This window comes from Streptomyces atriruber (genome assembly GCF_001418325.1).
Lineage (GTDB): Bacteria > Actinomycetota > Actinomycetes > Streptomycetales > Streptomycetaceae > Streptomyces > Streptomyces atriruber.
Genome location: NZ_LIPN01000141.1, coordinates 1 through 20948 on the forward strand (window position 1 = coordinate 1; position 20948 = coordinate 20948).

Sequence of the window (20948 nt, forward strand, 5' to 3'; positions counted from 1 at the left end):
CCACACCCACACCCACACCCACCCAACGCCCCAAGGGCCTCCGGGACTTCTACGAGAACCCGGCCGTCCCCGTCGCGTCGGGCGACGCCCGCAGCATCCGCCAGGCCCGCATCCTCGCCGCCGCGCTCGGCCCCGCCACCGCCCGCACCGCCACGGTCCTGGACATCGGCTGCGGCGACGGCACGGCGGCCGCGACCGCGGCGCCGCTCCTCGCGGGCCACCGCGTGGTCGGCGTCGACTGGTCGCAGGACGCCCTGAAGCGCGCGCACGCCCGCCTGCCGTACGTGGTGCGCGGTGAACTCTCCGACGGCGGGCTGCCGTTCGCCGACGGGGCGGCCGACGCCGTGCTGTTCAGCGAGGTCGTCGAGCACCTGGTCGACCCGGACAGCGCCCTGGACGAGCTGAGAAGGGTGCTGCGGCCGGGCGGGCACCTCATGCTGTCCACCCCGAACCTCGCCGCCTGGTACAACCGCGGCCTGCTCCTCGCAGGCGTGCAGCCGGTCTTCTCCGAGGTGAGCCTGCGCGCGATCCACGGCCGCCCCGGCAAGGAGGTCGTGGGGCATCTGCGGCTGTACACGGCGCGCGCCCTGCGCGAGTTCGTGGCCGCCTCCGGCTTCGAGGTCGTCCGCCTGTCGGGCGCGCCCTTCCACGGGGTGCCACGCCCGCTGCGCGCCCTGGACCGACTGGCCTGCGCCGTGCCCAGCGCGTCCTCGATCCTCCTGCTGCACGCCCGAAAGGCCTGATCATGTGGTGGGGCGTGGCCGCGGCACTGATCGCGAACCTGCTCTACAGCACCGGATTCGTCCTGGAGAAGCGGGCGTTGACGGCGATGCCGTCCGTCAGCGTCCGCAACCCCGCGAGGCTGCTGAGGCAGGTGCTGGGCAGCCCCCTGTGGATCGGCGGCTCGCTGGCCCTGGCGGCGGGCTTCGGCGCACAGCTGGCCGTGTACCGCACGCTGCCGATCGCCGCGGCGCAGGGCATCTTCGTGTCCGGCCTGGTCCTGCTCCTGCTGCTGTCCTCCGTCCTGCTGGGCGAGCGCACCTCGGGCCGCGAGCGGTACGCGGTCGGCGGGATCCTGATCGCGCTGCTCATGGTGGTCCTCTCACTCAGCGAGGACAGCGACACGGTCGGGCACGGCGCGCCCGTGCCGCTGATCCTCACGGTGTGCCTGCCGTCGCTCGCGGCGGGGGTCTGGCTGTACGGCTCCGCGGAGCGCCGGGCCAGGCACCGGCACCGCATGCCGACGGCCGGCGTCGAGTACGGCGTCGCGGTGGGGCTGCTGTACGGGGTGAGCTCGCTCGCGATCAAGGGCGTCTCCAGCTACCTGACGACGGAGGACATCGGCGGCGCGATCGGCGATCTGCTGCGCTCGCCCTACCCCTACCTGCTGCTCTTCACCGGCGCGTTCGGCCTGATCATGTCGCAGGCGGCCCTGCAGCGCTGCCGGGCGTCCCTGATCGTCCCCGTGTGCACGACGGTGACGTCGCTGTTCACGGCGGTGCTCGGAACGCTGGCGTTCGGCGAGGCGCTGCCGCACGAGCCGGTGCGCCTGACGCTGCGCATCGCGGGCACGGTCCTCGCCGTCTCCGTCCTCCTCGCCATGCCGAAGCACGACGCGGCATCTCCCCGGCCCTCGACCGCTCCCAAGGAGTTGACCAGCGGATGAACCCCGAAGACCCGCTGCTGAAAATCCTCGCGTGCCCGCTGGACAAAGGCCCGCTGCACCTGCTCGCCGCGGCGGAACCCCTCGTACCGGAGGAGTCGCTGTACAACCCGCGGCTGCGGCGCCGGTATCCCGTCGTCGACGGGATACCGCAGTTGCTGCCCTCCTCCGGTGAGCAGGTCCCGGAGGACGAGCACGAGCAACTGCTCAAGCGAATGTCCCCGTGACGAGGGGGTGCGCATGACTTTCGCCGCCCGAGTGGCGCCCTACGTCCCCGACCGTCTGATCGCCTCCCTGGCGCGGCTGGTCTATCCGCGCTTCGAGCCGGAGCTGGGACGGCTCGCCGATCTCTGCCCGCCGGGCTGCGGCACCGCCGTGGACGTGGGCGGCTGGTACGGCCCGTGGTCGCGCCGCCTCGCCTCGCGGGCGCACCGCGTGGTGACCGTCGAGCCGGTGCCGCACCTGGCGCGGCTGCTGGCCGCCAGCACGCCCCGCAACGTCCGGGTGATCCAGGCCGCGGCGACGGACCGGCCGGGCACCGCCCGGCTCTGGCTGCCGCGCGGCGACCGCGGCGAGAGAGGCGTGTCGTCGCTCGTCCGCCGCGACATCCACGACGTGGCCGTCCACGTGCCGTGTCTGACCCTGGACAGCCTCGGCCTGCGGGACGTCCACTTCGTCAAGATCGACGTGGACGGCAACGAGCTGCAGGTGCTGCGCGGCGCCCGCGAGCTGATCGCCCGCGACCGTCCGGCGATCTTCCTGGAGCTGGAGTCACGGATCCAGCCGATCGCCCCGATCGTGGAGCTGCTGACCCGCCACCACGGCTACCGGGGCTGGGTGCTGCCGCACGACAGCTGGCTGCCGCTGGACGCGTTCGACCTGGAGACGCACCAGTCCGGCACCTCGTACGTCGTGTCGCAGGGCCTCCTGCGGCGGGTCCTCACGCCGAGACGTCCGCGGTACGTCAACTCGGTCCTGTTCCTTCCCGACGGGCACCGCCCGGGAGCGCTCGCGGTGCGCGACGATGGGGTGCATGCCCGCTAGCTCTTCCCCCGCCCCCGGCCCGTTCACCGCGCTGGACTTCCAGCTGGTCCTGCTGCGTCGGATGGCCGACCACAACGGCGACCTGGTGGAGAACGCCCGGCACGCGCTGGGCGTCTCCGTCGCGGACATGCGGGAGGCCAACCGCCGCTGGCAGGCGATGACCCGGTCCTCGCGGGGGCGGGGCGCCGTCTCCCGGTACCGCTCGGTCCTCGGCCCGCCCGAGGCGACGGTCCGCCGCCGCATCGGCGACCTGGAGTGCGAGGCGCTGCTGTGGCCGGTGCCGCTCTGGCCCGACCTGCGCTTCGAGGTGCTGCGGGCGCCGAACGGCGCGGTGTGGAACGAGTGGTTGGTGCGCGCGCCCGGTGCGCCCGGGCCCGAGCTGCGCACGCTCGACGACCTCACCCCCTGGTCGTGCACGGTCGACGAGGCCGCCCGCGCCTTCGCGCCGGCGCGCCCCATGGAGGGGACGGCGCCGACGCGATGGGGCCTCGCGTTCGAGGCGATGGACGCGGAGGGTGAACGGCGGCACTGCGTCGCGGAGTTCACCTGGGGGCTGCTGCAGCGGGTGGGCCGCCGCGACTGAGACGGGACCTCAGAGGATGAAGACGCTCCGTGCGGTCTCCGTGTGGTACGTCTCGCCGGGGTACACGAGCCATTCGACCGGGCCGCCGCAGTCGGGGCCGGAGTGGACCTCCGCGATGGCGTCGGTGTTGTTGGTGACCGAGGTCGGGAACCAGTCGACCCCGTAGCAACCGCTCGGATTCTCGTAGTTCTGGCCGTTGATGTTGAGGATCCCCTGTGCCGCGTACGCCGAAGTCGGCACGGAGAGCGCGAGCGCCGCGGCCGCCGCGAGCACGCCGAGCGTCTTGGTCGTCCTGGCCACCATGGTCATGCGTCGTCGATTCATGTCGCTAAAAGTAACGGATCACACACCACACGTAACCGGCGCGCGGGAGCGGCCCGGGCGCGGTCGCGCGCCGTTCACACTCCCCTCACCGTCCCCCCGGAACCGTCAGAACACCTCCACCCGAAAGGCCCAACTGCTGTTCAGACAAAGGAAGTTCGTATGATGCGCCCATGGCAAGCACGGGGGAACTGATAGCCGGCCGCTACCGCATCGCGGCGCGGCTCGGACGCGGCGGCATGGGCACGGTGTGGCGGGCGCAGGACGAACTGCTCGGCCGGGACGTCGCCGTGAAGGAACTGCACGTCGACACCGGACTCTCCGAGCTCGACGCCGAGCGGCAGCGGGAGCGGACGCTGCGCGAGGCGCGCTCGGTCGCCCAGGTGAAGCACCCCGGCATCCTCGTGCTGCACGACGTCGTGCGCCACGACGAGCAGCCGTGGCTGGTGATGGAGCTGATCGACGGCTGCTCGCTCGCCGACCGCGTCACCGCGAACGGCCCGCTGACCCCCGCGGAGGCGGCCCGGATCGGCCTCGCCCTGCTGGCCGCGCTGCGCGCCGCCCACGCGGCCGGGGTGCTGCACCGGGACCTGAAGCCCGCCAACGTCCTGCTGGAGTCGGGCACGGACCGGGTGGTGCTCTCCGACTTCGGCATCGCGCAGGTCGCCGGGCAGACGACGCTCACCCGGACGGGGGCGTTCGTGGGGTCGCCCGAGTACACCGCGCCCGAGCGGATGTCGGGGCGGCACACGGGGCCGGAGTCGGACCTGTGGTCGCTGGGCGTGCTGCTGTGCGCGTCGGTCGAGGGCGAGTCGCCGTTCCACCGGGATTCGGTGGCCGGGGTGCTGCACGCCGTGGTGGTGGACGAGATCCGCCCGCCGCAGTCCGCGGGGCCGCTGCTGCCCGTCGTGCGCGGCCTGCTCGAACGCGACCCCGAGCGGCGGTTCGGCGCGGACGAGACCGAGCGGGCGCTGCGGGACTTCCTGGCGCAGGAGGGGCTGCCCACGGTGGCGCACACACCGGCGCCCGCTCCGGCGGCCCCGCGGCGGCGCGGGTGACCCCGTGGTGCTCGGCGCCCCGCCCGCCGCCCGGCGCCGCGGCGGACGGCTGCGGGTCTCCGTGCTCGGCGGCGTCCTCGTCGCGGTGCTCGCCGCGGGCGGCGTGGGCGGTGGCGTGTGGCTGCTGACCAAGGGCGACAGCGGGTCGGAGCAGAAGGCGGACGGCGCGGGCCCGGCGGAGCAGGTGCGGGAGGAACCGCGGTCGCCCGAGCCGGAGAAGACCGGGGCGAGGCCGACCGGGAGCAAGTCGCCCGAGCCGCCCCGCGGCGGCGGGAAGACCCGTTCCCCCGGCAAGCGCGACAACACCGGCGCCGACGGCGACGAGGCGGGGACCGCCCCCACGAAGCCGACCGGCGACGGGCCCGCGTCCGGCGGTGGTGGCGGCGAACCGGAACCCACGGGCTACCGCACGGTGACCGACCCGGCGGGCTTCTCCCTCTCGCTCCCGGGCGGTTTCACCCGCTCCCCCGAGCCGCCCCGCGTCTACTACTACTCGACGGGCAAGACGTACCGCGTCGGCATCCACCCGCAGGCCAAGGACCCGGACGGCCCGCTCGCCGTGATGCGGCGGGCCCACGAGGACGGCCCGTCGGACTACCCCGGCTACCGGGGCGGCTCGGTCACCGAGACCACGCACAACGGCCACCCCGCCGCGCTCTGGGTCTTCACGTGGGACGGCACGGCCGCGGACGGCGGCCCCCGGGTCACGTACGACATCAGCTGGGACGAGGGCGGCAAGATGTACGACCTGTGGGTCTCGGCCCCGGCAGGCAAGCAGGCCACGGGCAAGCGCCACTTCGACAAGGCCGTGGAGTCCTTCGCTCCGTGACGCCCGCCCCCTTGCCGCCGGGGCAAAAGCCGGACCCCGGCCTTGTTCGCCGCCTCCAACATCTGCTTATGATTCAGCGGTGTTCGATTCGCGGCACATCAAGACGTTCCACGAGGTGGTCCGGGCCGGTTCGTACTCGGCGGCCGCCCGCTCCCTCGGCTATACCCAGCCGGCGATCACCCAGCAGATGAAGGCCCTCGAACGGTCCGTCGGCACCCCGCTGTTCACCCGCGTCGGCCGCCGCATGCGCCTGACCGAGGCGGGCGAGGCGCTGTCGCGGCACGCGGGGATCATCCTGGACGACATCTCGGCCGCCCAGCAGCAGATGAACGCGATCACGCGGCTGCGCTCGGGACGGGTCCGGGTCTGCGCGTTCCCCAGCGCCAACGCGACGCTCATCCCGGAGGCGCTGGCCCGGCTCTCCTCGGGGCACCCGGGCGTGCGCGTGGAGCTCCTGGAGGACGAGCCGCCCGAGTCGCTGCGGCGCGTGGTGCGCGGCGAGTGCGACATCACGCTCGCCTTCACGTATCCCGGCCTGCACGACGAGGTGCCTCAGGAGCTGGCGGAGATCCCGCTGATGGAGGACCAGCTGACCGTGCTGCTGCCGTCCGGGCACCGCATGGCGCGCCAGCGTTCGGTCAAGCTCGCCGAGCTGGCCGAGGAGCGGTGGATCGCGGGCTGCCCGCGCTGCCGCGCCAATTTCCTGCACGAGTGCGCCGAACTGGGCTTCGCGCCCGAGATCGCGTTCACCACGGACGACAACCTGGTGGTGCAGAGCCTGGTCGCCGAGGGGCTCGGCATAGCGATGATGCCGGGCCTCGTCCTGAACTTCCTCTGCCACCGCAAGGTGACGGGCCGCGCCCTGGACCCGGCCTCGCGGCGCAAGGTGTCGGCGTACGTCCTCAAGGACCATCTGCGGATCCCGGCCACCGCCCTGGTCCTCGACGAGCTGAGGACCGTGGCCGCCAACCGCGTCGGCTGCTGATCACCGGCTCCCTCCGCCACGCTCCTCCCATAAGCGGAAGTTGGGGGGTTGCCAAAAGACTGTCGTTGGACGTGATGGATCGGGCGGCGCGACGCTGCCCGTATGACGACCCCGACCGCGTACCGGGCCGCCCGGACCACAGAGCGCCTCGACACCCTCGTCGCCGACGTGCGCGAGGCCGTGGGGCGCGGCCTGCCTCCCGACCTGACCGCGTACCTGGTCGGCGAGCGGCTCGCCCCCCACCTCGGCGCCGCCGACCTGCTGACCGACGAACAGCGCGAGGGCGACGCCGAGCACTACCGCCAGCATGTCCTGCACGCCGAGCACGACGGCAGCTTCTCGGTCGTGGCGCTGGTCTGGCTGCCGGGGCAGCGGACCTCCGTCCACGACCACGTGTCGTGGTGCGTCACGGGTGTGCACGAGGGCGAGGAGCAGGAGCGGCGCTACCGCCTGGTGCCCGCCGCCGGGCCCGGGGGCGCCGCACGCCTCGTCGCCACGGAGGACGTCGTCAACCCGCAGGGCTCGGTGTGCGGCTTCGCGCCGCCCGGCGACATCCACCGGGTGTGGAACGCGTGCGGGACGCTCGCGATATCGATCCACGTCTACGGCGCGGACATAGCCCGCCTGGGCAGCAGCGTCCGCCGGGTGTACGAGCTCCCGGCCGACCGGTAATGGCGCTGCTCGGGGAGCGCACCGGAAGGTCCCGCAACCGTCCCGTCCCGTCCGCGACGCCCCCGCGGAGCTCTCCGCGGGGGCTGCCGGGGCTGGCGCTGGCTGCGGCCGGTATCGCCGTCGCCTGGGGCGTGCATCACCTCGTGCCGGGCATCCCGATGCTCACCGCGGCCGTGGTGCTCGGCATGGCCGCGGCCCATCTGCCGGGCGCGGCGCACGCGTTCGTGCGCGGCCCCGGCAAGGCCGGTCTGACGTTCGCGGGCAAGCGGCTGATGCGGGTCGGCATCGTGCTGCTCGGTCTGAAGCTGAGCCTGGACGACGTGCTCGGGCTCGGCTGGGCATCGGTCGCGATGGTGCTCTGCGTGGTCGCGGTCACCTTCTTCGGCACCTGGTGGCTGGGCCGCCGCATGGGGCTGCGCGGCGACCAGCCGCTGCTGATCGCCACCGGCTACTCGATCTGCGGCGCCTCCGCGATCGGCGCGGTCAGCGAGGTGTCCGAGAGCGACGAGCGGGACACGGCCACCTCGGTGGCACTGGTGACCCTGTGCGGGACGCTCGCGATCGCCGTACTGCCGCTGCTGCAGCATCCGTTGGGTCTCAGCGACGCGGAGTTCGGGCGCTGGGTCGGGGCGAGCGTGCACGACGTGGGCCAGGTCGTGGCGACCGCGCAGACCGCGGGTGCGGGGGCGCTGGGCGACGCGGTCCTGGTCAAGCTGATGCGGGTCGCCCTGCTCGCGCCGCTCGTCGCGGCGGTGGCCCTCTCGGTACGAGCGCGTCGGCAGGGGCGCGGCTCCGCCGAGGGGGCCGCGGGCACCAAGCGCCCGCCCCTGGTGCCGCTCTTCGTGGTCGGCTTCCTCGCCATGGTGGCGCTGCGCACCACCGGGTGGCTGCCCGGCGGGGCGATCGACGCCGCGGGAACCGGGCAGGAACTCCTGCTGGCCGCCGCCCTGTTCGGGCTCGGCAGCGCGGTCGACCTGCCATCCCTGACGCGTACGGGCGGCCGGGTCGCGGCGCTCGGGCTCGTCTCGTGGGGCGTGATCGCGGGGATCTCGTACGTGGGTGTGTTGCTGACGTACTGACTCCGGAGGGACGGCGATACGAACAACCGATCCGAACGACTGGGCAGTTGTTCCCTGGAACAGGTGATCGTCGCGCCAGGAATTGCGCGGGGCGCCCGTGATTGACGATGCTTACGGTGCGCAAGCGACGGGCTGCAGACCGTGACCGCGCCCCCGGTCCATGTCCCATACAGGGCTGGGGAGTTGTTCCCTGAAGTCCCACAAGGAGAAGCACCACCATGAACCTCATCACTGACGTCGTCGCCGGTCTCGCCCACTTCCTCGGCTGGCTGGTCTGACGTCACCCGTACCGCATCGCGGCGACGCCGCCTCCCCCAGTCCCACGGGGAGGCGGCGTCGCCTTGTGCGTGTCCGGGTCCGGCGAACCGCGGTGCCGGTTCAGCGGACCGTGGTGGCATCCCTCTCCGCGCCCGGGTAGAACTCCCTCGCCCGGCCCCTGCCGTCCTTCGCCCGGCCCAGCAGACCCGCCGGATACTCCACGAACCAGTAGCTGGCCGTCCCGACCGCCAGGGCCACGAGGACCACGACGAGCACCGCGACCGGGAAGCCCGCCTGCGCCGACGGCAGCAGCCCGGACTCGTCGAGCCGCAGCATCACCGGCTCGTGCCAGATGTAGAGGCTGTAGCTGATCAGCCCCACGCCCGTGACCCAGCGGGCCCGCAACAGGCCGTGCCAGCGCACCCGTTGCCGCTCCCGGTGCCGGATGTGGAGCGTCGCGTACAGCAACGCGAACCAGAAGACGGCGGCGATCGGGTGGTAGAAGGTCTGCGCGGGGTTCTCCGGGTCGGAGAGGTACGACAGGGTGAGCAGGCCGCCCAGCGCCACGGCCGACAGGGCGCTCGCCCATCGGGCGCGCAGCCTGCCCCGGTCGTCGCCCAGCGCCGTCAGCAGGACGGCGAGCGCCATGCCCGCCGCGAAGCCGCCGAAGCGGGCCTGCGGCCCGAAGTACACCGGCCAGTCGGTGTGCGGCACGTCGAAGACGTAGCGCGCGCAGGAGATCCACACGAGCGGGACGGCGAAGAGGACCCCGCACCCCGCCGCACAGAGCGCCGCCCTGGCCCGCCGGGTCCGCAGCCGCCGGCAGGCGCGCACCGCGAGCGGCCCGAGCGCCACGAGGACCAGGTAGAAGGCGACCTCCAGGGAGAGCGACCAGGTCGGGCCCAGCGTGTAGAAGATCCGCTCCCGGTCGAAGACGTGCGTGAACGTGAGGTGTTCGACCAGGTCGCGCCAGTCCCCCGGCAGGGTCGGGTTGCGCGTCGACCAGACGACGAGGACCGCGAGGAAGTACAGCGGCAGGATGCGGACCGCGCGCCGGAAGAGGAACACCCGCCCCGGCCTGACCGAGCCCTCCTTGCCGTCGATGGCCGCTCGCGCGTACGACAGCGTCAGCAGGTACGCCGACATCACGAAGAAGAGGTCGATCACTTCGAGGGAGAGCAGCGCCCCGACGTACGGGTTGTCGACCGGCGGGTGCGAGCCCGCCGCGTCGTAGGTGTAGTACTGCTGCCAGACGTGGAAGACGACCGTGCTGAGCGCGGCCAGGCCCCGGAAGCCCTGCAGTTCGAGCGCGCGGCCGCGGGCCTGCGGCTCCCGGCGCTCGGGGGCCCGGGGCGGCGCCGTCGGCCCGGTGGTGACGAGCGAGGTCACGAACCCCCTCCCGTACCGGCCGTCCCCGCGGCGGCGACGGCCCGCGGGGTGACGCGCCACTGCCGGTCGCCGAGCGCCTCCTTCAGGTGGGCGGCGCGCGCCACCATGTTCTTGAAGTGGGTGTAGAAGAACGTCGACACGAAGAGGTAGCGCCAGAACCAGCTCTTGCGGCGGCGCAGTTCGGGCACCGCGAGCCGCCACGCGAACGCCGCCTGCGCCAGGCCCGCCGACATCGTGACGGCCGCCGCGATCAGGCAGACGGGCACGGCCCAGTCGAGCCGGTCCGCGCCGCCCGCGCGCCACGCCGCGTGCAGCAGGATCGGCAGGATCTGCAGCGTCAGCCACGGCTGGACCTCGCGCCAGCCGAGGAGGACGAACAGGCCCGCCTTCTGGCGGCGCGTGAACACCGGCGACCGCAGCCCGCGCCACAGGTGTTCGAGCGAGACCTGGAGCCAGCCCTGCGCCCAGCGCGAGCGCTGGTTCCACAGGGGCTTCAGCATCGTCGGGGCGAGCTCGCGGGAGATGAGGGTGCGGTCCGTGGCGATGCGGGCGCCCGCGCCGAGGGCGCGCATCGTGGAGTCGATGTCCTCGGTGAGCATCGAGCCGTGCATGCGGGTCCTGGCGAGCAGGTCGGTGCGCCAGAAGCCGTTGGAGCCGCCGAAGACCCCGAAGCCGTAGAGCCGGGTGCGGCCGGGGTGGCTGACCGCGTAGATCGCCTCGAACTCGACGCCCACCAGCTTCGCGACCCAGGAGCTCTCGCCGTTGCGTATGACGCAGTGGCCCTGCACCACGTCGTAGCCGTTGGACAGCCAGTCCCAGGCGTGCCGGAACGCGTCGGGCGCCGGATGGTGGTCGGCGTCGAAGATGCCGACGAACTCGCCGCGCACCCGGGTCACCGCCGCGTTGAGGTTCTGCGCCTTGGACGTGCTGCCCGCCACCGGGAGCAGCACCAGGCGCGGGTCGCGCCGCGCCATGTCGCGCAGCGTCTCCTCGACGGGCAGCGGGTGCGGGGTGTTGTACGCGAGGACGATCTCCAGCTCGTCCGGATAGTCGAGGCGCAGGAACGACTCGACGGTGTCGACGATGGTCGCCGCCTCGTTCGGCAGGTACGCGGCGATGACCGCGCTCGCCGCCGGGTAGGGCTGCCCCGGCGTCTCGGGACGTGGCTTCGCGTCGAGCGAGAAGAGGCATTCGAGCACGATGAGCAGGGCGGACGTCACCAGACCGGCGACGACCACCCAGTACGCGACCGCCGCCGCGTCCCAGCCCATGGCGTACGCCTGTTGGTAGAGCAGGAACGGCACGCCGACGCCGAGCGCCAGCATCAGGACCGGCGAGAGCAGCGGCGCCACCGCCGACAGCAGGCCGCGCAGGCCGGGCCGCGCGCGGCGGTGACCGTGCGCGGCGGCGGTCCGCATCCACGGCTCGTAGCGCACGGGCCGCAGGTCGCGGTGGCGCAGGGCCTCCTCGGCGGCGTCCCGCGCCCGCTCGGCGGCCAGCGCGCTCGCGCCCTTGCCGGTGCAGGCGGTGAGCGGGGTCCAGCCGACCGCCGGGGTGAGCCGGACGTTCTCGTCCGCGACGACGAACCGCGTGCCGGCGACGGAGTCCGCGAACTCGCGCAGGCTCTCGGTCGCCGTCTCCTCGTCGACGCCCGGCATCAGCACGAGGAGGCGCCCCTCCTCGTCCCAGCCGAGCCGGTCGCAGACGCTGCCCAGCCTGCCGCCGGTGCCCGGCTCGGCGCGGGCGGCGGACGCCCCGTTCCCGACCTGGGCGAGCCGCTCGGCGATCTCGCGCCGCACGCGCGGCCCGAGGCGGGTCTCCAGGGCCTCCGTCTCGGCGACGCGGACCACGGCGAGGACGCCGCCGCGCCGGGCGGCGGCGGGCCGCTGGAGTTCGCGGTCGAGCTCGGCCATGAAGTGCGGCGCCGAGTACAGGCCGGTGCGCGGGTCGAGGAGCAACTGGTCGGCGGGGACCGGGACCCGGTGCAGCTTGGCCGCGATGCGGGCGGACAGCTCCTCCGGGTCGAAGGCCTCCGTCACGCAGTCGTCGGCGCCGTGCCGCAGGAGCTCGGCGACCGTCGCGGGGGTGCGCGCCGCGGTGACCATGACGAGCGGGAGCGCCTGGCCCGCCGGGTCCGCGCGCACCTCGCTGATGACGTCACGGCCCTGGGCGCGGCCGTCGGGTCCGTCGTCCAGGGCGACGATCGCGTCGGGCGGCGCCTGCCTGACCTGGCGGTGCACGTCGCCGGGGACGGCGTGCGTGACCTCGTGGCCGGTGAGGCGGAGGGTGCGGGTGAGCTGTTCCCGGTCGGGGCCGGGGGCGCCGACCGCGAGCACGTGGGGGTGGCCCGTCGGCGCGGGGTCGGGGGTGGTGGACTGGTGCGGTATGAGCACCTGTGGAGAGGCGTCGGGACGCCTCAGGACATCGGACATGAAGGTGGTCCCATCCTGTTCGGATTGTGGGGGGAGGACCGGATTTCTGGCGTGCGCGTCGCGCACGTGTAGGTGAACGTGTGAACGGCTGATGGTCACTTCAGCCTCAGCGATCACTGTGACACCGCACCTTCGGGGGCGTAACACTCTCATTACGCCCCGGTGCAGAGACTGCACAGCCTCTGCACCGCCCGAGCAGACAACGAGGAGTACGAGACGTGGATCCCCTCTTCCCGGCCCTGGACGCCGCGCGCGGTGAGGCCCTCCGGTTCGGCGACCGCTCGCTGACCTATCCCGAACTGGCCTCGACGGCGCGGTCGTTGGCGCTGCGGCTGCGTGACGCGGGGCGGGTCGCCGTCTGGGCGACGCCTTCCCTGGAGACGGCCGTCGGTGTGGTCGCCGCGCTGCTCGCGGGCGTACCGGCCGTGCCGCTCAACCCGAAGTCGGGCGACTCCGAGCTCACCCACATCCTGCGCGACAGCGCCCCCTCCCTGGTGCTCACCGAGCCCGGCGCCCAACTGCCGCCCGCCCTGGCCGCCTTGGACCGCCACGACGTCGACGTCGACGTGCGGCAGGACGGCGGGGACCACCCCGTGGGCCCGCCCGGCGAACGCGGCCCCGAGTCCCCCGCCCTCATCGTCTACACCTCCGGCACCACGGGCCCGCCCAAGGGCGCCGTCCTGCCCCGCCGCGCGATCGCCGCCACGCTGGACGCCCTGGAGGACGCCTGGCAGTGGACCGGCGACGACGTCCTCGTGCACGGTCTGCCGCTCTTCCATGTGCACGGCCTGATCCTCGGCACGCTGGGTCCGCTGCGGCGCGGCGGCTCCGTGCGGCACCTCGGCCGGTTCGGCACCGAGGGCGTGACGCGCGAGCTCGGCTCGGGGGCGACCATGCTGTTCGGGGTGCCGACGATGTACCACCGGATCGCCGAGGCCCTGCCGGACGACCCGGAGCTGGCGAAGGCGCTGGCCGGGGCGCGCCTGCTCGTCTCGGGCTCGGCGGCGCTCCCGGTGCACGACCACGAGCGCATCGCCGCCGCCACGGGCCGCCGCGTCATCGAGCGGTACGGCATGACGGAGACCCTGATGAACACGAGCGTCCGGGCGGACGGGGAGCCTCGCGCGGCTGCGGTCGGCGTGCCGCTGCCCGGTGTCGAGCTGCGTCTGGTGGACGAGGCGGGCGAGGAGGTGGCGGCAGACGACCCGGAGGCGGTGGGCGAGATCCAGGTGCGGGGCCCGAACCTCTTCACGGAGTATCTGAACCGTCCGGACGCGACCGCGGGGGCCTTCGCGCCCGGCGGCTGGTTCCGCACCGGCGACATGGCGCTGCGGGACCCCGACGGATACGTGCGCATCGTCGGGCGCAAGGCCACCGACCTCATCAAGAGCGGTGGCTTCAAGATCGGCGCGGGCGAGATCGAGAACGCGCTGCTCGAACACGAGGGGGTGCGGGAGGCCGCGGTCACCGGTGAGCCGGACCCCGACCTGGGCGAGCGGATCGTGGCGTGGGTGGTCCCCGCGGACGCCGATGCCCCGCCGTCCGCGGCGGAGCTGGCGGACCACGTCGCGGCCCGCCTGGCCCCGCACAAGCGGCCGCGCGTCGTGCGCCACCTGGAATCCCTGCCGCGCAACGACATGGGCAAGATCATGAAGCGGGCCCTGGCCGGGCCCTGATCACCCCACGCGGCATCGCCCTGCCCAACGGCGGGCGGCCGCGCCTTCCCGCCCGGGGACGGGGAGGCGCGGCCCGCGGAACGAAGCGACTGCCCGCTACTTCACCCCCACCGCCCGAACGATCTCCTGCGACACCGAACCGCCCCGGTCATCACTGGCCGAGGCCCGCAGCGAGACGGACTTCGCGCCGCCCGGCACCTTCAGCTTCCCGTCCCACGACGCCTTCCTGCCGTCCCGGTCCAGGGAGACCGGCTGCCACGTCTTCCCCTCGTCGTACGAGACGGACAGCTTGCCGCCGCCGACCGTGCCGGTGCCGGCCGCGCCCTTCACGTACTCGGCGAAGATCCCGACGTCGACGGTCCGGCCGCCGCGCACCGCGCCCGCGAGGTCCGTGTCCACGTCGAAGCCGAGGTTGAGCAGCGGCAGGAAGGTCTTCCGGTCCGTGGGCGTCCGCTTCGACTTGAAGGTCCACTCCGCGTGGCCCGCCGTCGCGAGCTGCCAGCGCCCCGGATCCAGGGTCGTGTCGGTCACGACCTTGTAGGTGTGCTCGGCGGGGTCCGCGTCCCACACGTACACGCCCGAGCTCTTGCGCCGGTCGGCGCTCACTCCGTCCACGAAGACCTCGCTGACCTGCGTCATCGAGTCCTCGTTCCAGACGTCGCCGAAGCCGGTGTGGTCGGGGCCCGAGTCGCCCCAGCCGGGCACGTTGAACTCCAGGTCGTCTCCGCTGCGCGTCTGGCCCCAGCCCAGTCCGGTGCCGAGCCAGGGGTGCAGGACCGGCTTGAACCAGTCGAGGCCGGTGCGCCTGCCGCCCCGGTAGGCGACCAGGCCGCTGCGCTCCTCCAGCGCCCCCGGTCCGGTGGAGACGGACTCGTGCCACAGCTGGCCCTTGCCCGTGGAGACGTACTCCGTGCGCTCGGCCGGATAGTCGATCTTCTCCTGGAAGCCGAGGCCGACGGGAAAGGCGTCGGTGATCGAGTAGCGGTACTCGCCGCCCGCCGCGGGCTTCACCGCGTGGAACTTGCTCTCCACCACGGCGAGTTCGCGCTTCGTCGGCTCGTACGTGAGATCGCCGCTGGGGACGGCCCCCGCGTGCCCGTCCGAAAGGTCGTACACATAGGGCGTGTTGAGCGTTCCGGTGCTCTCGGCCTTCCTGCCCGCCTTCGCGGCCGCGACGAGCCGGGCCCCGTCGGCGGCGTCGACCGTGGCGATCTGCAGCGGCCGGTCGCCGTTGTCGTCCGTGCCGAACCAGGCGTTGAGGCGCCCCGCCCGGTCGTCCGTCACGAACAGCGCCGCGGCGCCCGCGTCCTGCGCCGCCTGCCCCAGCCGCGCCGGGGTGACCGCGTCCGTGCGGCGCACGACGACGGCCTTGCCGCGGACGTCCTTGCCCTCGTAGGCGGCCGGGGTGCCGTCGCCCGCGTCCACCAGCGCCCACCTGCTGCGCCCCTCGGCGATCGTCCCGCCGGGCTGGGCGACGGCCTCGCGCAGGCCCTTCACGTCCACGAGGGGCTTGCCGAGCCGCCACACGGTGCGGTACTCGAAGCTGCCCTCGGTGACCTTCGCGGTGGGCGCGGCGAAGATGCTGTCGTACTTCACCGGCACCTGCACGGCGCCCATGAGGTCGGCGCCGCCCGCCTTGCGGTCGTACTCCATGAGCAGTTGCCGGGTCTCGGTGCGCCGGTCGACGTCGGCCTTGATCTCGCGCAGCTTCCGCCCGTCCAGGGTGATCGCGCGGTCCCGGTCGAGGCGGATCTGCGGGTCGGCGAGGAAGCCGAGGCCGAGGGAGTCCCCGCCCTTGCCGCCGCGCACGTCCAGGAAGGTCGAGAGGGCGTACGTGCCGGGCTTCAGGCGCAGCTTCAGGGTGCCGGAGCCGTCGACGGCGGCCGGGAACGGCTCGGTGCCCTCGGCGAGCTGCTGCACCACGAGGTCGGCGGGGGCCGCGGCGCCGTCACGGTCCTTCACATGGACCGTGAGCGTGTACCGCTCCTCCTCCTTGACCAGGCCGAACGCGGTGTGCGCGACCTGCTCGCCGCCGGTGCTCGCGACGACGGCGCCGCTGGTGTTCCCGACGGGCGCCTTCGCCCCGTCCCCGGTGACGGTGGTCGACGCGGTGCCGTGGGCCGGGACGGTGAGGGTGGAGTCGGCGAGCGCGACGACGCCGTCGGCGGCGCCCCGCGCGGCGAGGCTCAACTCGACGGCCTTGTCGGACGAGTTGCGGTAGGTGAGGGTCCGCTCGACCGGCTCGTTGTCCTCGTAGGGCCAGCCGTAGAAGCCGAGGTCGGCGCTGCCGGTCGCGGTGATCTGCGCGTCGACGGCGTCGGGCACGCTCACCCGCCCCGCGCCCAGCGCGTACGCCGATGCGTCGAGCTGCTTCGAGCCGGACATCAGGGCGTCCTTGAGCTGCGCGCCCGTCCAGTCGGGGTGCCGCTCGGCGAGCAGGGCGGCGACGCCCGCGACGTGCGGCGTCGCCATCGACGTACCGCTCATCTCGGTGTAGAAGCCCTCGCCGCCGACCAGTTGGGAGCGGGCCGCGAGGATGTCGACGCCCGGCGCCGACAGATCGGGCTTGAGCGCGTGGTCTCCGGCGCGCGGGCCCTGGCTCGTGAAGTACGCGGCCTCGTCGCCGGAGTCGACGGCGCCGACGGTCAGCGCGGAGTCGGCGGCGCCGGGCGAGCCGATGGAGGAGGGGGCGCCCGTGTTGCCCGCGGCGACGACGAAGAGGGCGCCGGTCTCCTTGGAGAGGGAGTTCACGGCGGCGGCCATCGGGTCGGTGCCGTCGCTGGCCTCCTGCGAACCGAGGCTCATGGACACGACCTTGGCGTCGACGTCCTTCGCCGCCCACTCCATGCCCGCGATGATCTCCGACTCGCTGCCGAAGCCCTCGTTGCTGAGCACCTTGCCCACGGCGAGCGAGGCGCCGGGGGCGACGCCCTTCTCCTTGTCGCCCTCGGAGGCGGCGCCGCTGCCACCGACGGTGGAGGCGACGTGCGTCCCGTGTCCGTTGCGGTCGGCGACCTCCTCGCCCGGGACGAAGCTCTTGCTCTCGCCCACCCGCCCCTTCAGGTCCGGATGCCCGGCGTCGACGCCGGTGTCGAGGACGGCGACCTTCACGCCCTCGCCCGTGAGCCCGGCCTCCCAGGCCTTCGGGGTGCCGATCTGCGCGTTGCTCTGCGCCAGGTCGGCCTCGACGCGCCCGTCGAGCCACACCTTGTCGATGCCGGACGCCTCGCTCTTCAGCGACCGCCACAGGGCGTCCGGCTTCCCGGCGGTGACGGCGAGGCCGTCGACGCTCGCCAGGGGGCGCACCTTCTCGACGCCCTCGGGCAGTTGGCGGGCGGTGGCCCGCGCCTTCTTGTCGTACGTGACGATGAGGGGCAGCCCGGCGGTCGGCCTGCCCCGTTCGGCGACGCCCTGCCGGATCAGCTCGGTCACGTCGAACAGCCGCTCGTCGAGGACGCCGGAGCGCAGATATGGCCGCGCCTCGTCCGGTACGACGGTGACGTGTCCGTCGGCCACCTGACTGCGCACCGCGCCGCTCGCCCCGGCGGGGCGGTCGACGGTGACGGTCCGCCGGCCGCCGGGGAGCCGGGTGACGGTGACCTGGTCACCGGTGATCAGGGTGACGGTGTGGGTGGCGTCGGCCGTGCGGGTGGCATCGGGGGTGCGGGTGGCGCCGGTGGCGCGGCCGGGCGCGTCGTCGGCCACGGCTCCTTGCCCGCCGGGAAGCAGGGCGAACGCGAGACCGGCGGCGGCCACGAGCGCGGCTCTTCGCCGCGCGGGGGCTCTGGTCATGAGGCTGCCTCTCTTCGTCGGACCCGGGCGGGGGTGGTGCCCGAGTGCTGCGAAGAGTGTCAGGGGCCGTACGGTGCAGGGGAGTTGACGGGACGTGGCGGGAAGCCGCCAGGGCGACTATCCGCCAGGGGCCACCCGTCGCGGACCGCCGAGGACGGCCCGTCGGCGCCACAAAGGCGGGTGACAGCCGCACACGCCGTCCGCGACAATACGGGAACCGGATCCGGGCGTCCGGATCGCGGTGACCGGACTGGCTCAACGGGGGTGCGCCATGGGCAGTTCGCCGCGCGGTGAGGCCTTATGAAGAACGCCTCCTGGCACGTCCGCATCGACTGCGGCGGCGAGGTCGGCGCGGGCTTCCTCGTCTCGGAGCGGTCCGTGCTCACCTGCGCCCACGTCGTCCGCGACAGCGAAGGCCACCCCGTCACCGTCACCTTCCCGCACCACAGGGGACTCGCCCCCGTCCCCGCCGCGGTGACCGGCCACGGCGGCTGGCAGGGCCGCCACGACGACCCCGGCGACCTGGCGGTGCTGGAGCTGGACCGCCCTGTGCCGGTCGCCCCCGCCGAGTTCGCGGCGCCCGAGGACGCGTACGGAGATCCGCGGCCGCGCCTGATCGCGTACGGCTTCCCCCAGGGGTACGACGAGGGCACGATCGTCGAATACCGCGCCACCGCCGCCCAGTTGATCGCGGACGAGTGGATCCAGCTGGAGGCGTGGAGCGCCCACGGGCAGCGGCTCGCGCCGGGGTTCAGCGGTGCCGCGGTGGCCCTCGCCGACACGGGGCAGGTCGTCGGCATGCTGGCGGCGGCGGACGGCTCGCCCGACGTCCTCAGCGGCCGGATGCTGCCCACCTCCGTCATGTCCCGCTACTGGCCCGGCCTCGCCGAACTGGTCCGTACGCCGTCCCACCCGGCGGCGACCGCGGAGCGCCTGCGCGAACTGGTCGGGAAGGCCACCGACACCGAGTTCGCCCGCAATCCGGAGCGGCTGTACCTGGACGCCGCGGGGCCGTTCGGCCCGCCGGTTCCCGAGGGCGGCTTCGAGTCCCTGTGGGCCGCCGCCTGGTATCTGCTGTGGGAGGTCGCGGAGCCGGATGCCGCGACGCGCTTCGCCGACCGGCTCGCCGCGCTGCTCGACGCCCCGCCACGGCCCGCCGACGCGCCCCGTTCGGCGTCCGGCCCCGACTGGGTCCCGATCCTCATCGAGATCGAGCACAGCGGCGGCGACGCCGATCAGGTCCTCGTGGCGGTCTCCGCCCACCGCGGGGGCCGCCGCCACCCGGTCGACTCGCGCACCCTGCACAGGAGCGAGCTGCGGGCCCACGTCCAGGAGCACATCGACAAGGCCTTCTGCCACGTCCCGCCGGGCTCGGACGAGTTGATCGCCTTCGCGCTGCCCCGCGAGTGGCTCAACTGGCCCGTCGCGAACTGGCAGCGCAGCGCCACCGACCCGACGCCGCTCGGCTGCCACTACCCCCTCGTCGTGACCGAGCGCTCCCGGCGCACCGGCGGCCTGCGGCACCAGCTCGCGCGCAAGTGGGAGCGGCTCGGCGGCAGGGCGTCGGCGACGCTGCACCGCGTCGAGTGCGGCACCAGCGAGAAGCCGGGCAGGCTCCGCTTCCTGCTCCGCCGCGACGAGGCGGACCTGGCCGGGTTCGCCGCGCCGCCGACCGCGCCCCGCGTCCGCCCCCACTTCGAGGCCTCGCTGAACGCGCCCGCACCCATCCTGGTGTGGCCGCGCACCGGGTGCGAGTGCGGCGACCACGACCCGGCGGAGGCCTGCGCCGGAACGGAGTTCCTGGACGAGCTGGCCGGGTACCTGGACGGCCTGCCACCCGCCGAGCTGCCCCGCCACGTCCTCGCCCTGCGCGAGAGCGCCGAGGCGTCCGACGCCCCCGACCGGCACTGGGCCAGGGACGTGCAGCTCCTGTGGGACGACCCCCGCTGCCTGCCCGACGCGGCCGCCGCCCCGCAGCTCTCCCCCGTCACCCGCTGAGCGCCCGCACCCCACGGAGACCCCGCATGAGCAAGTGGCCCGTCTACACCGGCAGGACAGCGCCCCACGACGGCATCACCGACCTGCCGCCGCCCCCGCCGTGGCGTGCCTTCGACGGCGGCCCCGCCCTGGAGACACCGGCGGACGACGGCGCGACCACGTCCCCCGACCGCGCCCACCGGGCCCGCACCTACCGCGCCACCGACCAGGCGGTCCAACTCGTCAATGCGGCGCTCTATTTGAGGCGTCCGCTCCTGGTCACGGGCCCGCCCGGCAGCGGCAAGTCGAGCCTGGCGTACGCGGTGGCCCGTGAGCTGCGGCTCGGCCCGGTGCTGCGCTGGAACATCACGAGCCGCAGCACCCTGCACGACGCGCTCTACCAGTACGACCCGCTGTCCCGCCTGTACGCGGCCGGGCGGGCCGCACGGGACGACGCCAGGCCCCGCCCGCACGCACCGGGCACACCGCACACGCCGGTCGCACCGCACACGCAGGGTGCGCCACACGTGCAGGCTGCGCCGGTCGCCCCGCGCACGCCCCACACCCCGCACACCCCGGGCGAGGGCGCGGCCGCCCCCGTGGACCGCGCGGGCGTCGCCGACCACCTGCGGCTCGGCCCGCTGGGCACCGCCCTCCTGCCCTACGCCCGCCCCCGCGCCCTCCTCATCGACGAGATCGACAAGAGCGACCTCGACCTCCCCAACGACCTCCTGAACATCCTGGAGGAGGGCCAGTACGAGATCCCCGAGCTGCTGCGGGTCGCCAAGCGCACCCCACGGGCGACCCTCCTCACCGACGGCACGGACACCCCGGTCACGGTCGAGAAGGGCCGGGTGCGCTGCCGCGCCTTCCCCTTCGTCGTCCTCACCAGCAACGGCGAGCGCGAGTTCCCGCCCGCCTTCCTGCGCCGCTGCGTCACCCTGCGCCTGCGCCAGCCGCGCGACGAGCACCTGGAGGAGATCGTCCGGGCCCACCTCGGCGAGCCCGACGCCTACGCCCGCGGCCTCATCGCCCGCTTCCTGGAACGCGGCACCGGCGGCGAACTCGCCACCGACCAGCTGCTCAACGCCATCTACCTGACCGGCGCCGCGGGCCTCGACGCCGCCTCGCGGGACGAACTGGCACAGCAGTTGATGCCCTATCTGTCGGCGGCCGCCGACACCGGCCGC

At 73.9% G+C, this 20948-nt stretch carries 17 protein-coding genes; 13 read left to right on the plus strand and 4 right to left on the minus strand.

The features are described from left to right. The 5 genes from AOK03_RS16070 to AOK03_RS16090 form a co-directional block, all read left to right on the plus strand. On the plus strand, nucleotides 1-743 hold a 743-nt coding region (locus AOK03_RS16070), incomplete at its 5' end, for a class I SAM-dependent methyltransferase (RefSeq protein WP_055565945.1). A gap of 14 nt (nucleotides 744-757) precedes the next feature. Next, entirely contained in the window at nucleotides 758-1666 is a 909-nt protein-coding gene (locus AOK03_RS16075) for a hypothetical protein (protein WP_055565959.1), read from the plus strand. Continuing rightward, complete coding sequence (locus tag AOK03_RS16080; protein WP_055565946.1) at nucleotides 1663-1890, plus strand: Trm112 family protein; 228 nt, start codon at nucleotides 1663-1665, stop codon at nucleotides 1888-1890. Before AOK03_RS16075 ends, AOK03_RS16080 begins: the two co-directional genes overlap by 4 nt. Nucleotides 1891-1903: 13 nt before the next feature. After that, nucleotides 1904-2707, plus strand: a complete 804-nt coding sequence (locus AOK03_RS16085) for an FkbM family methyltransferase (RefSeq protein ID WP_055565947.1) — start codon at nucleotides 1904-1906, stop codon at nucleotides 2705-2707. Continuing rightward, entirely contained in the window at nucleotides 2697-3290 is a 594-nt protein-coding gene (locus AOK03_RS16090; RefSeq protein ID WP_425264384.1) for a hypothetical protein, read from the plus strand. The genes AOK03_RS16085 and AOK03_RS16090 overlap by 11 nt, the downstream gene beginning before the upstream one ends. A gap of 9 nt (nucleotides 3291-3299) precedes the next feature. On the opposite strand, the gene AOK03_RS16095 is transcribed toward AOK03_RS16090, so the two are convergent. Continuing rightward, nucleotides 3300-3614 carry a hypothetical protein gene (locus AOK03_RS16095; protein ID WP_157868959.1) on the minus strand — a complete coding sequence of 105 codons (315 nt, stop codon included), beginning with the start codon at nucleotides 3612-3614 and terminating at the stop codon, nucleotides 3300-3302. Nucleotides 3615-3784: 170 nt separating this feature from the next. Here AOK03_RS16095 and AOK03_RS44025 point away from each other — a divergent pair, with 170 nt between their 5' ends. The 5 genes from AOK03_RS44025 to AOK03_RS16120 all read left to right on the plus strand — a co-directional run bounded on the left by AOK03_RS44025 (nucleotide 3785) and on the right by AOK03_RS16120 (nucleotide 8234). Then, nucleotides 3785-4669 (plus strand): serine/threonine-protein kinase, encoded by an 885-nt coding sequence (locus tag AOK03_RS44025; protein ID WP_244177633.1) that lies wholly within the window; start codon nucleotides 3785-3787, stop codon nucleotides 4667-4669. A gap of 4 nt (nucleotides 4670-4673) precedes the next feature. After that, nucleotides 4674-5498 (plus strand): hypothetical protein, encoded by an 825-nt coding sequence (locus tag AOK03_RS44030; protein ID WP_055565950.1) that lies wholly within the window; start codon nucleotides 4674-4676, stop codon nucleotides 5496-5498. A gap of 79 nt (nucleotides 5499-5577) precedes the next feature. Then, a complete protein-coding gene (locus tag AOK03_RS16110; RefSeq protein WP_055565951.1) occupies nucleotides 5578-6483 on the plus strand; it encodes a LysR family transcriptional regulator in 906 nt (301 codons plus the stop codon). A 102-nt stretch (nucleotides 6484-6585) separates the two neighbouring features. Continuing rightward, nucleotides 6586-7155: a cysteine dioxygenase family protein gene (locus AOK03_RS16115; RefSeq protein WP_055565952.1), complete on the plus strand. Its 570-nt coding sequence runs from the start codon at nucleotides 6586-6588 to the stop codon at nucleotides 7153-7155. After that, nucleotides 7155-8234 (plus strand): YeiH family protein, encoded by a 1080-nt coding sequence (locus tag AOK03_RS16120; protein WP_055565953.1) that lies wholly within the window; start codon nucleotides 7155-7157, stop codon nucleotides 8232-8234. The genes AOK03_RS16115 and AOK03_RS16120 overlap by 1 nt, the downstream gene beginning before the upstream one ends. Nucleotides 8235-8612: 378 nt before the next feature. On the opposite strand, the gene AOK03_RS16125 is transcribed toward AOK03_RS16120, so the two are convergent. Together AOK03_RS16125 and AOK03_RS16130 are read right to left on the minus strand one after the other, a co-directional pair. Next, complete coding sequence (locus AOK03_RS16125) at nucleotides 8613-9881, minus strand: acyltransferase family protein (protein WP_244177634.1); 1269 nt, start codon at nucleotides 9879-9881, stop codon at nucleotides 8613-8615. Further along, nucleotides 9878-12313, minus strand: coding sequence for a glycosyltransferase (locus AOK03_RS16130; protein ID WP_079074752.1), 2436 nt, complete (start codon nucleotides 12311-12313; stop codon nucleotides 9878-9880). Before AOK03_RS16130 ends, AOK03_RS16125 begins: the two co-directional genes overlap by 4 nt. Nucleotides 12314-12531: 218 nt before the next feature. Here AOK03_RS16130 and AOK03_RS16135 point away from each other — a divergent pair, with 218 nt between their 5' ends. Further along, nucleotides 12532-13989 (plus strand): acyl-CoA synthetase, encoded by a 1458-nt coding sequence (locus AOK03_RS16135; protein WP_055565955.1) that lies wholly within the window; start codon nucleotides 12532-12534, stop codon nucleotides 13987-13989. A 96-nt stretch (nucleotides 13990-14085) separates the two neighbouring features. On the opposite strand, the gene AOK03_RS16140 is transcribed toward AOK03_RS16135, so the two are convergent. Further along, nucleotides 14086-17781: a S8 family serine peptidase gene (locus AOK03_RS16140; protein ID WP_055565956.1), complete on the minus strand. Its 3696-nt coding sequence runs from the start codon at nucleotides 17779-17781 to the stop codon at nucleotides 14086-14088. Between the two features lie 300 nt (nucleotides 17782-18081). On the opposite strand from AOK03_RS16140, the gene AOK03_RS16145 reads away from it, so the two are divergent. Together AOK03_RS16145 and AOK03_RS44035 are read left to right on the plus strand one after the other, a co-directional pair. Further along, nucleotides 18082-19779, plus strand: a complete 1698-nt coding sequence (locus tag AOK03_RS16145) for a VMAP-C domain-containing protein (RefSeq protein WP_055565957.1) — start codon at nucleotides 18082-18084, stop codon at nucleotides 19777-19779. Between the two features lie 26 nt (nucleotides 19780-19805). Further along, nucleotides 19806-20948, plus strand: a 1143-nt coding sequence (locus AOK03_RS44035) for an AAA family ATPase (RefSeq protein WP_055565958.1), incomplete at its 3' end; no start/stop codon positions are given.